The sequence below is a fragment of the Snodgrassella sp. M0351 genome (assembly GCF_016100575.1).
Taxonomy (GTDB): domain Bacteria; phylum Pseudomonadota; class Gammaproteobacteria; order Burkholderiales; family Neisseriaceae; genus Snodgrassella; species Snodgrassella alvi.
This window is the reverse complement of record NZ_JACFSG010000001.1, coordinates 1,710,931-1,728,374: the sequence shown is the minus strand read 5'-3', so window position 1 is coordinate 1,728,374 and position 17,444 is coordinate 1,710,931. Positions and strand designations below refer to the sequence as shown.

General features: G+C 38.4%; 13 protein-coding genes. 11 read left to right on the top strand and 2 right to left on the bottom strand.

The window, feature by feature from the left end:
- The first annotated feature begins 45 nt into the window (after positions 1-45).
- Together H3V01_RS07725 and H3V01_RS07720 are read left to right on the top strand one after the other, a co-directional pair.
- A complete protein-coding gene (locus tag H3V01_RS07725) occupies positions 46-543 on the top strand; it encodes a hypothetical protein (protein WP_198186406.1) in 498 nt (165 codons plus the stop codon).
- A 371-nt stretch (positions 544-914) separates the two neighbouring features.
- Complete coding sequence (locus H3V01_RS07720; protein WP_198186405.1) at positions 915-1,295, top strand: hypothetical protein; 381 nt, start codon at positions 915-917, stop codon at positions 1,293-1,295.
- Positions 1,296-1,346: 51 nt separating this feature from the next.
- Here H3V01_RS07720 and H3V01_RS07715 read toward each other — a convergent pair whose 3' ends face one another.
- Positions 1,347-1,580, bottom strand: a complete 234-nt coding sequence (locus tag H3V01_RS07715) for a SymE family type I addiction module toxin (RefSeq protein ID WP_198186404.1) — start codon at positions 1,578-1,580, stop codon at positions 1,347-1,349.
- Positions 1,581-1,816: 236 nt separating this feature from the next.
- Here H3V01_RS07715 and H3V01_RS07710 point away from each other — a divergent pair, with 236 nt between their 5' ends.
- Positions 1,817-2,077, top strand: coding sequence for a hypothetical protein (locus H3V01_RS07710; RefSeq protein ID WP_198186403.1), 261 nt, complete (start codon positions 1,817-1,819; stop codon positions 2,075-2,077).
- 12 nt (positions 2,078-2,089) lie between these two features.
- Complete coding sequence (locus tag H3V01_RS07705) at positions 2,090-2,572, top strand: hypothetical protein (protein WP_198186402.1); 483 nt, start codon at positions 2,090-2,092, stop codon at positions 2,570-2,572.
- A gap of 44 nt (positions 2,573-2,616) precedes the next feature.
- On the opposite strand, the gene H3V01_RS11275 is transcribed toward H3V01_RS07705, so the two are convergent.
- Positions 2,617-2,772, bottom strand: coding sequence for a SymE family type I addiction module toxin (locus H3V01_RS11275; RefSeq protein WP_198186401.1), 156 nt, complete (start codon positions 2,770-2,772; stop codon positions 2,617-2,619).
- A gap of 259 nt (positions 2,773-3,031) precedes the next feature.
- On the opposite strand from H3V01_RS11275, the gene H3V01_RS07695 reads away from it, so the two are divergent.
- From H3V01_RS07695 to H3V01_RS07660, 7 genes are all read left to right on the top strand, one after another.
- On the top strand, positions 3,032-3,331 hold the full coding sequence (locus H3V01_RS07695; RefSeq protein ID WP_198186461.1) for a colicin D domain-containing protein: 300 nt from the start codon (positions 3,032-3,034) through the stop codon (positions 3,329-3,331).
- On the top strand, positions 3,328-3,594 hold the full coding sequence (locus H3V01_RS07690; RefSeq protein WP_025331477.1) for a colicin immunity domain-containing protein: 267 nt from the start codon (positions 3,328-3,330) through the stop codon (positions 3,592-3,594). The genes H3V01_RS07695 and H3V01_RS07690 overlap by 4 nt, the downstream gene beginning before the upstream one ends.
- Positions 3,595-3,839: 245 nt before the next feature.
- Positions 3,840-4,031, top strand: a complete 192-nt coding sequence (locus tag H3V01_RS07685) for a hypothetical protein (protein ID WP_198186400.1) — start codon at positions 3,840-3,842, stop codon at positions 4,029-4,031.
- 62 nt (positions 4,032-4,093) lie between these two features.
- A complete protein-coding gene (locus H3V01_RS07680) occupies positions 4,094-4,528 on the top strand; it encodes a hypothetical protein (protein ID WP_198186399.1) in 435 nt (144 codons plus the stop codon).
- 882 nt (positions 4,529-5,410) lie between these two features.
- A complete protein-coding gene (locus H3V01_RS07670; protein ID WP_198186398.1) occupies positions 5,411-7,177 on the top strand; it encodes a ShlB/FhaC/HecB family hemolysin secretion/activation protein in 1,767 nt (588 codons plus the stop codon).
- Between the two features lie 202 nt (positions 7,178-7,379).
- The gene (locus tag H3V01_RS07665) at positions 7,380-16,901 is read left to right on the top strand and encodes a two-partner secretion domain-containing protein (RefSeq protein WP_198186397.1); all 9,522 of its coding nucleotides are present in this window, start codon (positions 7,380-7,382) and stop codon (positions 16,899-16,901) included.
- Positions 16,902-16,919: 18 nt separating this feature from the next.
- Positions 16,920-17,096 (top strand): hypothetical protein, encoded by a 177-nt coding sequence (locus H3V01_RS07660; RefSeq protein WP_198186396.1) that lies wholly within the window; start codon positions 16,920-16,922, stop codon positions 17,094-17,096.
- Positions 17,097-17,444 lie beyond the last annotated feature (348 nt).

Genomic DNA, 17,444 nt, shown 5'->3' with positions numbered 1-17,444 from the left:
TTTATTATATATTTTAAATTAACTACGTCTGCTGAAAGTTTATAAATGAGTAATATCAATATACTATGGAAAGGATATAAGAAAAGGATTATATATATTATCTTTATATTATGTAGCTTTTCAATTTTTGGGTATATAAAATGGATGGGGAATGGAAAATCTAGATATGAAATAGATAATAATGAAAAAGAATCAATAATAATTAAACAATTACCAGATATTCTTAAGCCATATTCATTTAATAAAGAACAAGTAATGATAACTAAAAATGGTTCAACAACGACAATTTATGTGATATTTAAACTAAAGTATGATGATTTTGAAAATAGAAAAAAAATTTCTAATACTGTTGATAAGAATAGTGCAAAACTAGGTTTTGAACATAACTGTCGCGGAGAAGAGATGATTATTACTTCTAATTTGGATGATTATTATGATTATGAAAAAGATCCAACAGTAACTGAAATACCGCTTCAAAGATATGCTGTTGTATGGCAATATCCTAGTTATGCATGTATTTATCAAAATCAAAAGCATCAGTAATACTCAATAAAAAATAAATATTTATTGAATAATGTAATTAATCTTATTGATTAAGGTATGGGATTTTAAAACCTAGCATCCATACTGATATCAGCAGCGAAGATTATGCTGATAAGGCCGGATATCTGCATAATAACTTTGATAATGTTAGGCAATCCACAAGAGGATCAGGATAAGCTGTAATTGTTAAAGTCAAAGGCCACTCTGAAATTAGTCAGGTACAAATCCATCCTGGCGGAGGTCGCCATGGTGGCAGTTATTATAAAGTATCAACTACAACACAAGGTACGATAAAGGTTGTCGATTCAAATACATACAAGCCAAGTGCAGGAGAGAAAGCGAAAATTATTAATAAACAAAAGGAATAGAAAATGAATAAGATTAAATGGATAACTCAGGCGATAGCGCAGCCTTGTGAAGTACAGAAAAGTTTATTTCCTGATTTTGTGAATGTTGCAGACGAGCTGGCTGTTGAGTGGGAAATGGCTTTAGATGAATTAAACGATCCTTTGGTCGCATCTTCTTTCACGTCTGAGCAAAAATTGGCAATTAAACAGTTAGATGATTATATGTTATCTATAAGTGGAGCACCTAACATCCAATACTGGAACAACGATGCGCTTTGTCAATGTGCTGAGTGGCAGAATATGAGAGAAATGGCTATGGCAATATTACTCATCATGGGATGGGAAATTACCGTACCGGCAAAACCTGTTGCTATATATCAATCACAGTTAAATATAAGATCCTAGCCTGTTGTATAGCAATCCCCGCCTTAACCCGTGGGGATTTTGTTTTACCTCTTAGCTCAGCCCCTCAATCCTGATAATCAACAGTCCCTGTTGCGCATCGATGATGACTGGCTGACCGGTGGTAAAGCCAAAGGCTTCCAGCCAGCAGCCTTTAATAGTCAGTTGCGGTCTGGGGTTGGGTCCTATGGCCTGGGGTGTATAACCAATGGTGTAAAATCGTTCGGTGGGTTGCAGTGCCTGAGCTTTGTAAGTGCCTGATTTTAGCTTAGACTGTGCCTTAGCCATAGTTAACTCCTGTGAAGTTAGTTTTGGTTAGAAGTGGTAGCAGGTTGCCGCCTATTATTGCTGCTTACTTATTGTTTTATTATTCTTATTTAGCCAGTAATTTAATCTAATGCTTGGTTAAAAAGGCATCTAAAAATATCTTAATCACGATTTGTTTTCTTCTGGTAGCTTCTCAATCTTTTGAAACAGGTTTAAAAACTCATGGCCTTTTAATCTTGACTTGATAGCTTGGCCTTGTGCGCCTTCCAGTATCTAATGCTAGAAAGGGGACGAAGCTTGAAATAGATCCAAAAAAATTTGATTATCTTTATGGCAAAGTAAATAGCGGAGAACATAATACTGCTCGCTCAACTCAATTATCCCAAATGATGAGACGGCTAGGGCTACAGACTAATGAATCAGGTACAGCTATTTTAACTGAATACTTTAATAAAGTAGTAAATACAAAAGGTAATGTTATTAATAAAAATATTGTCCATTTTGAAAAAGTAAAATAAAAGGTAAGAAATATGTTATTAAAGTTAGAAAATTCAAAAGTTCCTATGAAATTAGTTTATCTTTTATCTGAAGAGTTAAAAGATAATCCTGAGCAAATTGTAATGACACAGTCACTCACGCTCGATAAGTCGAGACCAAATATGGGTTTAAAAGGTACAAATGGCCTTTTTGGTTCTAAAGAATGGTGGAATAGTATTAAACAAGGAAAAATGCCTTTACTGCACGTGTTGGGAGTAATAACTAGAACCTATGTGGCAGGTCAAGATCCTTCTTCTGTAGATAATGCTTTTAGTTTACTATTAGATGATGGTTCCGAAGTTGAAGAAAGCATTTATAACTATATTAATTACAAGGATAAAAAGCTTTTTCAAAAAGGGGCTAAAGTTGAAATTATTTACGCATATGATGAACTGAAACGGCGAAATCATAATGGCGAAAAAGCTTACTTAGATATAGTATTAGAAATGGCTGTTTCATTAGAGCCCGTTGAATAAGTATCAATCCCCACCTAATTTGTGTGAGGATCTTTTATTGTTTTTTAAAACTTGCTTGTTAGTTTAATAATAAGTTTATTTTGCTTAACTTTAATGATAACTGTACAACCAACATAAAAGCCTATCTGCTCCAGCCAGCGCCCCTTAATGGCCAGTTGTGGTCTGGGGTTGCGATTTGCGCCTTGCGCCTTGTGGCACATAACCGACGGTATAAAATCACTCAGTGGGTTGTAGTGCAGGTTCTTTGCATGTGGTTGATTTTAGCTTAGAATGTGCCTTAGCCATAGTTAACTCCTCGATAGTTAGTTGTGGTTAGCAGTGTTAAGGTATTCGAGCACCTTAATGCTGCGCTATTGTTTACTGCATTAGCTTTTACTTCTTCTTTAGCCGCCCTGTTTTAACCAATCAACTGCCGGAAAGGGAACGAGTGCAAATTCTCTTGCCGGTGAATTAACGGGAATAACGCAAAAGCAACTAGATAAGAAGTTTAAGCATGCGGCTGATTTTGGAATAACAACAACAAAGAAAAACCCGGAAACTCTTGGTCAATATGAAACTGCAATCAAAAATCATATGGGAGACTCGGCAACCAAACTCCAAGGTACTTATGGCTTTGTAAAAGACTCAAAAGTATTTTTTAACTCAAGTACTAATAATGCAGTTGTTCTTGATAGCTCTGGTAATTTTGTTACAGGATTTAAGCTTACGCCAGGAACCGCACAGTATGATAATTATATGAAAAATGGAGTATTACGATGAGCCTTATAGCATTAGAATTTGCTAAATCGTTTGTTAATGGAAGAATAACAGCTCAAGTTTTTGCTGAGGCTTACATTGAGCTCTATCGAATAGAGCGAGATAACGGTTTACTTCTCAAAGATGAAGACAGTGTTAGCGAATGTTTATCAACTATTTTTTGTCTAGCCGATCTTTATAATCCAGATTCTGATAAAGAAGAATATGAATTAAATGATAAACAACTTATTGAGCAAATTGAGCAAGAGTTGAAAAAACTAAATTAAAAAGCTCCCCCACCTTAACCAGCGGGGAGCTTTTATTGCTTTTTAGACCTGCATCGCAAGTTCAATAATTAACTTATGCTGGAAAAGGAACGACCGTAATAAATCCTGATGAAATCAGATTTTCACAGAATACGGTTTCTTATAACAAAACTGAACGAGGAACTACTTTAAAATACACTTATGATGATCTTGTCTCTAGAATGAAAAAAGATGGTTGAAAAGGCGATTCTGTTGATGTCATAAAAATGCCAGATGGCAAATTAACAAATATGGATAAAACTCGAATTCTTGCTGCAAGAGAAGCAGGTACTAATGTTAAAGCAAAAGTTCATGATTTTAATGAAAAATTAACTCCGGAGATTCAAGAGCTTCGAGGTCGGGAAAAATATAATACATGGGGAGAAGCAATTAAAGGGCACATAAACAAACAATCTTGAGGCTTTGGAAAACAAAATCCAAATGGCTCGAATCAATCTCCAAAAATACAAGGTAAAAAATGATGTCTAATATATTTTTATATAATACCCCAATACTTCCTGATGGTTTTGTTTTTCCTCAAAGTTATATTGACACAGTAAAATCTAATAACATTATTGATTTAGAACCATGGGATTTTTTATGCAAAGATATCGGAAAATCTTTAAGTTATTATGGAGCACTACTCATTGAATATAGAGATCAACCTTTAATACCTTTTGCTATTGCTAGTGATGAATCAGGTTTTTTTAATGATGGATATGTTGTTTTAGCCTGTTTTCATGGAAGTGATAAAAGTGGGGATCCAAAAGTTTATTTTCATGATTATGGCTATAGTTATAGTGGTGAAGATCCGGTTAGGGGTAAACAATATTATTTAGAAAATTTTTCAGCATGGCTCGAATCAGCGAAAGAAGAGTCAGCACAATATAAAGCAGATACGACTGAACCTGAATAAAGTTATTTAATTATTAAAAACTGAGATGGAGCTTGTTTAGTTAACCAAACCCCATTATCAGATAAATAAAATTTAAAGCCTTGTTGAAACATCAATAAGGCTTTTATTTTAATTACTACCATGTCGTTGTTCAACTAACAGGGTAATTTGTTCATCAATGAATAAATACCTGGGATTAATTCTCGTGCTTTAATTGAATCGATAAATATAGTACAGATAAAAAATAATTATAGAATCGGTATTTTCTATTAATTGGTATTTTTAGTGTAAACATCTAATTATGAAAAACAAATTATATTTAAGTGAAATTATGACTAAGAAAAACACTACTCACTAGATAAATCTAATTTATCTATTTTATGAAATTAGTATTATTGGCTAAGTTATAAATTGAAACATTTAAGATTAATATTATGATTAGTCATATTAATTAAAACATGAGAAAAATTTGAGAATTTCTAACGGAAAAGTGAGAGATTATCTAATGTATTTATTAAAGTGAGTACGTTATATTTACTTTAAATTAGATTAAATATATTTAATTTTGGAGATTTATATCAAATTTACAACAAAACTTGTCCATTAACTAAATTTATATTTAATCTTATTTGAAACAATAATTTAATTTTAATTATTGAATATCTGATCAGAAGGGCGGAGAAGAAAATTATCATAGATGATTTATTGCATATAGAATAATTATTCAATTAATATATTGAAATATATATAAAAATTTAATTTATATAAATTGTTTTTCAGATAAATATCTAAATAAAATTTTCTTATTAAAATATTTTTATTACAAATAAATTAGTTAAAAAATTTGTAGAGTTAATTTATGTATTATATTATTAATTAAAACAAATATTTGTAGATAATGTGATGAACATCAGTAAAAACCTATTATTTTTAAGTCTACTGAACGGGGTGATATATCAGACGTATGCTGCACCATCGTCAGGTCCGGCTAATCCGGCAGATATTGAACAGCAGCAGATTATTCGCGAACAGCAAAGGCTGAAACAATTTCAGGAAAAAATGCAGCCTGAAGTCAATGTGCGATTACAGCCTCCGCAAATTGAAGGTACGGTTAACGGTTTACCTCAGGATGAAAAACCATGTTTTGCCATCAGAAGCATCAAGTTAAATGGTGATCAGGCACAGCGGTTTCAATTTGCATTAGATAAAGCTATTTATCTGAGTAAATTCAAGCCGGGATTGTGTCTGGGTAGCAATGGTATTAATTATATTATGACACTGGCGCAGAATGCAGTAATAGACAGGGGATATACTACTACACGCATTCTGGCCAGCCCGCAGGATTTAAGTACTGGTGAGCTGGTATTGACAGTTATTCCGGGACGAATTCATGAAATTCGTTATAACCTTGATAATGCTGATCAGACACATGTAAACCGTATTCGTCGTATTCAGAATGAATTTCCTGCTAGATCTGGTGACATATTGAATCTGCGGGATTTAGAACAAGGACTGGAAAACCTGAAACGCGTGCCGACAGTAGAGGCGGATATCCAGATAGTACCGGCTGAAGCACCGAACGAAAGTGATGTGGTTGTTTCATGGTCGCAGCGTAAAGTACCAGTACGTATCAGCTTTAATGCAGATGACTCAGGCAGTCATGCTACCGGACGTTATCAGGGCGGTGTAACTTTATCTGTTGATAATCCGTTAGGTCTAAGTGATCTGTTTTATGTGAACTATAACCATGATCTGGGTAGTAAAGACAGTACAGTAGATATTGATGGTAATCGTACCGGTAGTGGTACACACGGCTATTCCCTTCATTATTCAGTACCGGTAGGAAACTGGCTGATAGCTTTTAACCAGAATTATTACCGCTACCATCAGGCTATAGCCGGTTATAACCAGAATTATGATTATAACGGCAGCAGTGAAAATACAGATTTGGGGATAACCCGAATGATATATCGTAACAGCCACCGTAAAATTGATGTAAGTGCCAGAATATGGCGGCGTAAATCACATAACTATATAGACGATGCTGAAATCGAAGTACAGAGAAGACATACGGCAGGCTGGGCTATAGGGCTGAATCATCAGGAATATTTAGGAAATGCCATACTTAATCTGAGTGCAGGTTATAAGCGCGGAACCGGTGCAGACCACAGTTTACGGGCGGCAGAAGAAGAATTCGGTGAAGGCACCTCGCGGATGGAGATAATCACACTGGATGCTTCACTGATGAAGCCGTTCAGGGTAGGAAAATATAACTTTAGCTATGACACCTCGTTTCACGGGCAGTGGAATAAAACCCCATTAATTACTCAGGATCAGGTATCAATAGGCGGGCGCTACACTGTGCGGGGATTTGACGGAGAGCTTACTTTGATGGGAGAGCAGGGCTGGTACTGGAATAACAATCTGAACTGGCAGTATTTACCGAGTCATCAGGTATATGCAGGGATAGACGTAGGGCATATAACGGGAAGAACAAGTGAAATGCAGTTAGGAAAGACACTGGCGGGTACAGTAGTGGGTTTTAAAGGTCAGGTAAAGGCTGGCGGGAACTTGTATTACGACATATTTATGGGAAAACCGATTTATAAACCGCAGCATTTCCGTACAGACAGAACCACATTCGGATTTAATCTGAATTATTCACTTTGAAGCTGTATTACAAATTTAGCCTAAATATAGCGTTGATTATGAAATAAAGAGGATTGCATGATGAATAATAAAGTTAACGTAAGAATTACAAATAATTGGCTGACTGAAAATTATCTTTATGTCATATTTAGATAAGTATTAAGGCAATATTTTATTAATTTTAAGAAATTTCAAATATATACAATCTTCAAAGGGCAGGAAAATGAATAAGAATCTTTTTAAGGTAATTTTCAATAAAAAACGCGGGCAAATGATGGCTGTTGCGGAAAATACTATTCGTGAAGGAAAAAGTACTGCAGACAGTACTGCCGGTAGTACCGCAATAATGAATAGCACAATCAGGATTGCAGGTTTGCCTGTTCTGGTTTGGTCTATTTTGCTGGGTTTCGGTTTATGTACCCTGGTTATTGATTCCAGCCTGGCAGGTTCGATTAATGCTGATACTTCTGCACCGAAAAATCAGCAGCCAACTATTTTACAAACAGCGAATGGAACACCGCAAATTAATATTCAGACACCTACTAAAGGCGGAGTTTCAATTAATCAGTTCCGGCAGATGGATGTAGACAAGAAAGGCGCTATTTTAAATAACAGCCGAAAAAATGCGGCAACCAGGCTGGCCGGCTGGATACAGGCCAATCCATGGCTGAGTAAAGGTGAAGCTAGAGTTATTGTTAATCAGATTAATAGTACCAATCCTAGCCAGCTGAATGGCTATATAGAAGTAGCCGGCCGGCGTGCAGAAGTAATTATAGCCAATCCGGCGGGGATAAATGTGAATGGCAGCGGATTTATTAACGCAGCAGGAGTAACGCTGACTACAGGTAAGCCGCTAATCAGGAATGGAAATTTAGACGGCTTTGAAGTCCGACAGGGTAATATCAGTATCAGTGGAGACGGTCTGAATACTGGTAGCAGTGAATACACACGCATTCTATCGCAGGCCGCACAGATTAATGCGGGTATCTGGGCAAATAATCTGAATATTACAGCAGGAAGCAATAATACAGATGCACAGGGAAATATAACTGAGTCTGTACTGACCTCTGCAGAGAGTAAACCTTTAGTAGCTATTGATGCAGGCAAACTGGGTGGTATGTATGCCGGTAAGATTGTACTGGTCAGTACTGATAAAGGCGTTGGTGTTAATAATGCGGGGCAGATTTATGCCGGTAATGGTAATTTAAGCATAGATGCTAATGGTTACCTGAGCAATAGCGGTAGTATTGTCGTTTCTGATCAGAAATCTTCTGGTGCTGATATTGCCAGTGTTTCCCTCAATGCTGACAGAGTAACGAATAGTGGAACAGTTTCAAGTCAGGGGAAAATGCTGGTTCATAGTGAGCAGTTAGAAAACAGTGGTTTACTGACTACTGCGGATGAAATCAATATCCGGCAGCAAAAACTGCATAATCAGGGAGAAATTAATGCTGGTCGGATAGATATTATTGCAGATAATATTCATAATCAGAACGGGAAGATTATTCAGACCGGTACTCAGGGTTTAACGCTGGATCTGAATAAGCTGGATAATAGTAATAATGGCCTGATTGGTTATGCCCCTGAGCCGGATAAGCCTGCTCCGTCTGACCCGGAGCATAAACCGGAAACGGCAATACCTGCTTCTCCTCCTACTACAGCCGCTGGTAGCGGACAAACAGTCTCTGCTGTTAATACCCATAAAACACAATTTGAAACCGGAAAAATTATTAGTAGTGAGGGAATAATTAATGATAATGGTCAGATTATTGCCAATGGCGGTATTGATTTAACCTCGAAGACTGGTCTGAATAATCATGGCAGTCTGAATCTGAATAAATTAACGGTAAGTGGTGAAATATTTGATAATTATCAAGGTAAGCTCAGTGCCCGGCAGGCATTAATTAATACCAATAGCATTGATAATCATCAGGGTGAAATTACTACAACAGAATTATTATCGGCAAAAAGTGGCAAACTGGATAACAGAAAAGGTAAATTACAGTCGGTAAAGGATATTAATATAGACAGTGCCCAGCTGGATAACAGTGATAATGGTCTGATTGCGGCTCAGGAACAGCTAAGCATACAAAGTAAAGATATAAATAACAGTCTGGACGGAAAAATTCAGTCCGGTGCATCTCTTAAACTGAGTACGAATAACCTGAATAACCGGCAGGGCAGTATTGATAGTAATAGTCTGATATTAAAAGCCAATATTGTTGATAACAGTAAAGGTGCTATCCGGACAAACCGTCAGTTAAAGGCACAGATTGGCAACAGCCTGAATAATCAGGGCGGAGAATTCGGCAGTGGCGAAGATATATTACTCAACAGTGAAGGCGAAGGCCGTCTGATTGTTGATAACAGTGACGGCGGAAAAATCATAGCGAATAAAAATGCCTATCTGAATACAGAAAGTATTAAAAATAATAATAAAGGGATAATAAGCAGTGAAAATCTGGATCTGAAGGCAGCACGCGCAGAGAATACAGCAGGGGGTGTTATTCAGGCTGGTAAACAGTTAAAGGCGCAGATTGAAGAAAAGCTGGATAACACAGGAGGAAATATTGTAAGTAATGAAGAATTACTGCTGAATGCTGACGGACAAAGTAATCTGGTATTGAATAACAGTGCAAACGGCAAGATTCAGGCTGGCAAACATGCAATTATTCATACAACGACACTGGATAACAGCAATAATGGCAGTATAGATGCAGACAGTATTGATCTGACAGCAAACAGTGTAAACAATGCTGCCGGAGCGATACGGGCAAATCAGCAGTTAAAGGTACAGATTGGCAACAGCCTGAATAATCAGGGCGGAGAATTCGGCAGTGGCGGAGATGTGTTGCTTAACAGTGAAGGTGAAAGTCATCTGGCTGTTGATAACAGTGACGGCGGAAAAATCATAGCAGGTAAATATGCCTATCTGAATACAGAAAGTATTAAAAATAATAATAAAGGGATAATAAGTAGTGAGAATCTGGATCTGAAGGCAGCACGCGCAGAAAATACGGCAGGGGGTATTATTCAGGCTGGTAAACAGCTAACGGCGCAGATTGATGAAAAGCTGGATAACACAGGAGGAAATATTGTAAGTAATGAAGAATTACTGCTAAATGCTGACGGATCAGGCAATCTGGTATTGAATAACAGCGCAAATGGCAAGATTCAGGCTGGTAAAGGGGCAGTTATTCATGCATCGGCACTGGATAACAGCAGTAATGGCAGTATAGATGCAGACAGAATTGATTTGATAGCGGATAGTGTAAATAATGCAGCCGGAGCTATCCGGACAAACCGCCAGTTAAAGGCACAGATTGGCAGCAGCCTGAATAATCAGGGCGGAGAATTTGGTAGTGGTGGAGATGTGTTGCTCAACAGTGAAGGCGAAAGCCATTTGACTGTTGATAACAGTAACGGCGGAAAAATCATAGCCGGTAAAGATGCCTATCTGAATACGGAAAGTATTAAAAATAATAATAAAGGGATAATAAGCAGTGAAAATCTGCATCTTAAGGCATCAGTAAGTATAAACAACAGTGGAAATGGTGTGATTCAGTCGGGCAAAGAGGCAGTAATTCAAGCATCGACACTGGATAACAGCAATAATGGCAGCATAGATGCAGACAGTATTGATCTGACAGCAGACAGTGTAAACAATGCAGCCGGAGCTATCAGGACAAATCAGCAGTTAAAGGCACAGATTGGTAATAGTCTGAATAATCAGGGCGGAGAATTCGGCAGTGGCGGAGATGTGTTGCTTAACAGTGAAGGCGAAAGCCGTCTGGCTGTTGATAACAGTAACGGCGGAAAAATCATAGCCGGTAAAGATGCCTATCTAAATACGGAAAGTATTAAAAATAATAATAAAGGAATAATAAGCAGTGAGAAGAATCTGGATCTGAAGGCAGCACGCGCAGAGAATACAGCAGGGGGTATTATTCAGGCTGGTAAACAGTTAAAGGCGCAGATTGACGAAAAGCTGGATAATACGGGAGGAAATATTGCAAGTAATGAAGAGTTACTGCTAAATGCTGATGGTCCAGGCAATCTGGTATTGAATAACAGCGCAAATGGCAAGATTCAGGCCGGTAAAGGGGTAGTTATTCAAGCATCGACACTGGATAACAGCAATAATGGCAGTATAGATGCAGACAGTATTGATCTAACAGCGGACAGTATTGATAACACTGCTGGTAACATTCGTGCCAATAAGCAGCTAAATGCACAAATCAATCAGAAACTGCTTAATCAGTATGGACAAATCAGTAGCGCAGACAATGTAAATATTCATGATCAGCTGCATAATACTTTGGAAATTGATAATACCAATAACGGTAAAATTCTTGCTGGAAATGATTTAAATTTACAGGCCAAAAAACTGGATTATGCCAGTACTGACGATGCTGGTATAGCTGCCGGTCATGATGCATCTATAGATTTAACAGATGATTTTAATATTAACGGGAATATAAGTGCTAATGCTGGTCTGAAATTGCATAGTAATGGTAAAATAATTAATAATCATAATGTTATCGGTGATAGTGTTATTATTGATGCCAGCCGGATAGATAATCAGGCAGCCGGTACTATTCAGAGTAATAAGCATACAGAATTAAATGTGCAGGACAGTGTAATTAACCGAGGTCTGATAAACAGTAATGGTCTGACTCTGATTCAGGCTGGAAAACTTGTAGATAACGTTGGTACCGGACGCATTTACGGAGACCATGTGGCGATAGGTACCGGCAGTCTGTTAAATCGAGAAGAAATAACAGGTAATGAAACTAAGGCAGCAATTATTGCTGCACGCCAGCAGCTGGATATAGGTGCCAGAGATATAGTCAATAAGGAGCAGGGCTATTTACTCAGTGAAGGTGATCTTGCTATTGGCGGAAAGCTGGACAAACAATATCATGCTACCGGAATGGCCGATAGTCTGATAAACAGCAGTGCGCGTATTGAGGCAAAAGGTAATGGAAATATTGCTGTAAATGAATTACGTAATCTGAATAATCATTTTACTCTTGAAGAGTATCTGGCAAATCCTGAGCAGCATATTCAACAGTATTTATTCCCCGGTCAGACAGAGAAATGGACAGAGGGAGTAGACGGGCATTACAATGAACGAAAGAAGAAAAATGAAAATTCTGAATTTTATTTTAATGATGGTCGTCCTATGGCCAGAGCGGGAAAAACCGGTATCACATGGTGGGATTTTAACCGCAGAACATATAAACAGCGTGTCAGTGAAAGTAGTCCGGGTGAAATTATTATTGGCGGTAATTTAAATATAAGCGGCAGCCATTGGGAAAATAATAACAGCCGGATTCTGGTAGGCGGTAGTCTGATTGGTGCAGATTCTTTACAGTTGGATAATATTGAAAGTAAAGGTCAGCAGCGTGTGGTTGATACCGGTACATTAGGCGGATATAAAAAAAGTAAAAGCGGTAGCTGGCCGAACAGGCGTACTGAATATAAGCGTAAAGTAAGAGGTCAGATAAACGAGACCACAATCACGACTATTGATCTTGAACAACCTGTCAGCATTATCCAGCAACATACGAAAGTTGATTCTACAGACAATACCATTATTGGGGTAAACAATAATACCGGTAACATAGAGAATGCAGGAAGTATATATACGGGTAGTTCATCTATTGGCAGTTCCAATAGTAAGCATACAGATACAGTCAATGTTACGAGCAATAATTCAGTTAAAGATAATGTCAATACTAATAACACAGACAGTAACGATTACAATACGTCAGCTAATAATCAGCCTGTAGATGATAATAAGACTGATAGTGCAAAGGTTCCCAGTATTAAAACACTTACCAGTCTGAATAATAAATTACCTAATAATAGTTTGTATCATATTGATCCGGATAATAAAGGTTATCTGGTTGAAACCGACCCGGCATTTACCAATAAAAATAAATGGCTTAGTAGCAACTATATGTTAGAAGCGCTGGGTCAGGATCCGGAAAAAATACAGAAGCGCTTAGGGGATGGTTATTACGAACAAAGACTGATTAATGAACAAATAGATCAGTTAACCGGTTATCGCCGCCTTGCAGGATATGACAGTGATGAAGATGAATATAAGGCATTAATGGATGCTGGTGTAAGCATGGCGAAAACCATGGGACTGGTACCGGGAATCGCCCTGAGTGCCGATCAGGTAGCACGCCTGACCAGTGATATTGTCTGGATGGTAAGTCAGACTGTTACTATGCCTGATGGAAGTCAGCAAACTGTACTGGTCCCGCAGGTATATCTGATGGTGCGTGACGGAGATTTAAATACTGCCGGTGCATTAATCAGTGCTAATAATATCAGTCTGCATACTAATAAGGATATTAATAATCAGGGTACAGTGGCCGGTCGCAGAATTGTAGATCTGGGTGCACATAATCTTAGTAACAGTGGTCTGATCAGCGGGCAAAATGTGCTGCTTAATGCAACTGACAATATTGATATTAATGGCGGTACCGTTCAGGCACAGAATTTTCTTGGTCTGCAGGCAAAACATATAAATGTTAACACTACCACGGCAACTCACGGTGATGAGCGCAATGGCGGTACCGCGATTGATCGGGTGGCAGGACTGTATGTAACGGGCAGTAAAAATGGGATTCTGGCAGTTAATAGTGTGGAGGATCTGAATTTTCATGGTGCCAATATTGTGAATACAGCAACCAACGGACTGACTCAGCTGGCCAGCAGCAACGGAAGTGTCAATCTGGGTACGGTTCAGACTGCAAGTCACACCGGTTATGGTGAACTCAGTGCCAGGAACCATCTGGCACTGGATCATAAAGATGAAAGAGGAACTCAAGTTATTGCCGGCGGTGATGTTACGTTATTTTCTGGCAATACTGTTAATATCCGGCAGAGTGATATTAACAGTACTAATGGTGATATTAATATTTATGGTAATAAAGGGGTTAATATTACCGAGGGCAGAGCAAAAACAGATCTGGATGAGGCTCATTACAATAAAACAAGAGGAACTTTTTCCACTAAAAAAAGTATAGATAAATATCAGAAACATAATGATGAAGCAGTAAGCAGTAATATTACCGGTAGCAATATCCGTATTGGTAGTGAACAGGATATTAATATCCGCGGCAGCAATGTTATTGCAGATAATCAGACTTTATTACATGCCGGTCGTGATATTAATATCGAGGCAGCTGAGAATCAGTATCAGGTACAGGAATATCATGCCAGAAAAAAATCCGGTCTGATGAGTAGTGGCGGTTTTGGTTTCTCTATCGGCAGTCAGAAACTAACCGATGACATTGCCGGAACTTCCCTTATTCATAACGGCAGCAATGTTGGTAGTCTGAAAGGTGATACGATTATTGTTGCCGGTAATCATTATACGCAAAGTGGCAGTACAGTTTCTTCCCCTGGAGGTAATATTGCTATTGTGGCTAAACAAATAAATGTGCAGGCAGCTCAGGATCAGTACAGCACCGATTATGTGCACACTATGAAGCAAAGTGGTATCACAGTAGGTGTAAACGTACCTGTAGTTAGTGCTATTCAAAAAGCCGGAACTGCAATTGAGCGTACAAATAAAAGCAAAAATGATCGTATCAATGCCATGGCTGCCTTTAATGCCGGTATGGACATATATAAAGCAGGCAGTGCTGTTGCGGATATTGCCAATAATCCCCAAAATGCTATGAATGCCAGTGTCGGCATAACAGTTGGTCAGCAGAAGCTTCGTATGGAGAGTCACACGAAAGATACTGTGGCCTCTGCCAGCCGGATTAATGCTGGTGGAACAGTCAATTTACTGGCAACGGGCGCAGGCAAAGACTCTAATATCAACATCATCGGATCAGATGTGGCAGGCAACAGAGGCACCCATTTACAGGCAGATAATGAAATTAATCTGCTGGCAGCCGAACAAAGCCACAGCGAACGCAGTAGTAATAAATCCAGTGGCTGGAATGCAGGTATGAATATGGGTTTTGGTATTGGCAGCTCTCCTTTGAGTTTAACTGCAGGTGCTAACCGTGGCAAAGGTCATGGTAACGGAGACGAAACCAGTTATCGTAACAGCCATGTCGGCAGCAGCGGTGGTAGTACCAGTCTCAGCAGTGGCGGAGCTACCAACATCATAGGTGCACAGGTAATCGGAAAAGGCGTGAGTATAGATGCAGCCGAGCTGAACATAGCCAGCCTTCAGGACAAAGCGGAATATCAGAGTAAACAGCAGAATGTCAGCGGACAGGTAACTGTAGGTCACGGTGTATTGGGCTCGGCCAGCTACAATAAGAGCAAAATCAAAGCCGATTATGCCAGTGTCACTGAACAAAGCGGTATAATAGCCGGAGATGACGGCTATCAGATTAAAGTCAAAGGCAATACAGATCTGAAAGGAGCCATCATCACCTCTGCCAGTGCCGCAGAAGCAGCAGGTAAAAACAGTCTGATTACTGGTAGTCTTACCAGCAGTGATATCAAAAATCACAGTGATTACAGTGGTAGCAGCATTGGTATTGATGTCAGTGGCAGTATAAGTGCATCTAAACCAGAGCGAAGTCAGTCAGACAAAAAAGATAATACCAATAATAAAGATAGTAATAACAATAACACTAATTCCGATAAGAAGTGGTCTGACAGTAATAACACCTCACTTGGACTTGGTCATGATAGTGATCACGACAGTAGTACTACTCATAGTGGTATCAATACCAGCAATATCATCATTACAGATGAAACAGCTCAGCAGCAGAAAACTGGTAAAACCGTAGCAGAAGCCATAGCAGCTATTCATACTGACACCAGCAGCGAAGATTATGCCGGTAAGGCTGGCTATTTGACCAACAACTTTGACAAGGAAAAAGTGCTTAATGAATTAAATATTCAGGTAGAAGTTACTAAAGAATTCCGTCAGAACAGCCTTGGATTAATCAACTCTTATATCGATTCCAGACAGGCAGAGCTGAGGAAAAAAATCAAAGAAGAAACATCAGAAGAAAATAAAACAGAACTGTATAAAGAGATTTATAAACTGCAATATCAGCGGCGTTTACTGGAAACAGTAGTCAATATACTGGCCGCTGATCCAACTGCTGCCATTACTCAGGGTACTTTACAGCTGGCAGCCACTAAATTACGTGAAGAAAGTCTGGCTAATTCCAGAAAATCGCCTGGAATAGTAATTAACAAGGAAACTGGAGAAGTAATGAATAATGTTTCCTATGATAGTGGATATTTTGATGGTGTTAAGCTTGGTGGGGTACGATTGCATTTAGATATTATCTGTGGTAGCGATAATGGACGCTGTGAAACAGATGATATGAACAATCTGAAAAAAGATGAACATGGTAATTATATATTTAAAGGAGATTCTAAGTATCCGACTTTTGCTGATCTAATGAAGGATACAACAGAGGTGGGTGGTATGTTTGGTCTTACCGGCGGCTTCCAGCCGGTGCAAGGTGGCTGGTATCTGCCCGGACTGACGATTCCGTATAATAAGGGTGATTTCTCTGATGATTTGATAGAATCCTTTGCCGGAACACATGATTATCTTGGCGGACAGATATGGGGCTGGTATGGGGATGACGGAAATACTTCACGCAACCGTAATCCGTTTCAGAATATAGCATCAGATACGACAACATATGTGGCGATACCGGCCTCAGCACCGGCTGCTTTGGCTGACTTTCTGAATTCAGATATGTTTCAGTTATTATACAAATTAGGAAAATAACAATGAAACTTAAAAGATTTGTTATGTTTCTGGGGCTATCAGAAGATAGATGCTATTGGCCATACCAATGTACAACAACAGGAATCTGATGTGATCTGTGGTGTAAGAGATTTAAGGAGCGATAATCTGGATTTAAAAATTCTGTATCGTGATATGAAAGAGAATCGAGTTACACCACGTCAGCATGGTTTATAATTTGCTGATATATAAAAAATTCTGAAAAATTGTACAAATAAGGAAAGGCTATCCGGATTTTGTAATTAAAAAACATTTCCAATAAACTAACTAAGCATGATTATTGAAAGGATATCAATGAACAGATGCGAGGCTGAGAAAAAAATAGTAATGATGCCTCGCATAACCATAATGAATTTTAGAATGCTGAAGGATTCAAAAAAATATGCTAGAAATTTAGCAAAAAGATAATGCATGCAGTCTGTTACAGAAAGCTCTCGGTACAGGAGTAGCAGCTACGGTCTGTAATTGTAGTAAAGTGATCCGTATCTGGGATTTCCACAAAACTATATATGGGAATACAGTAGT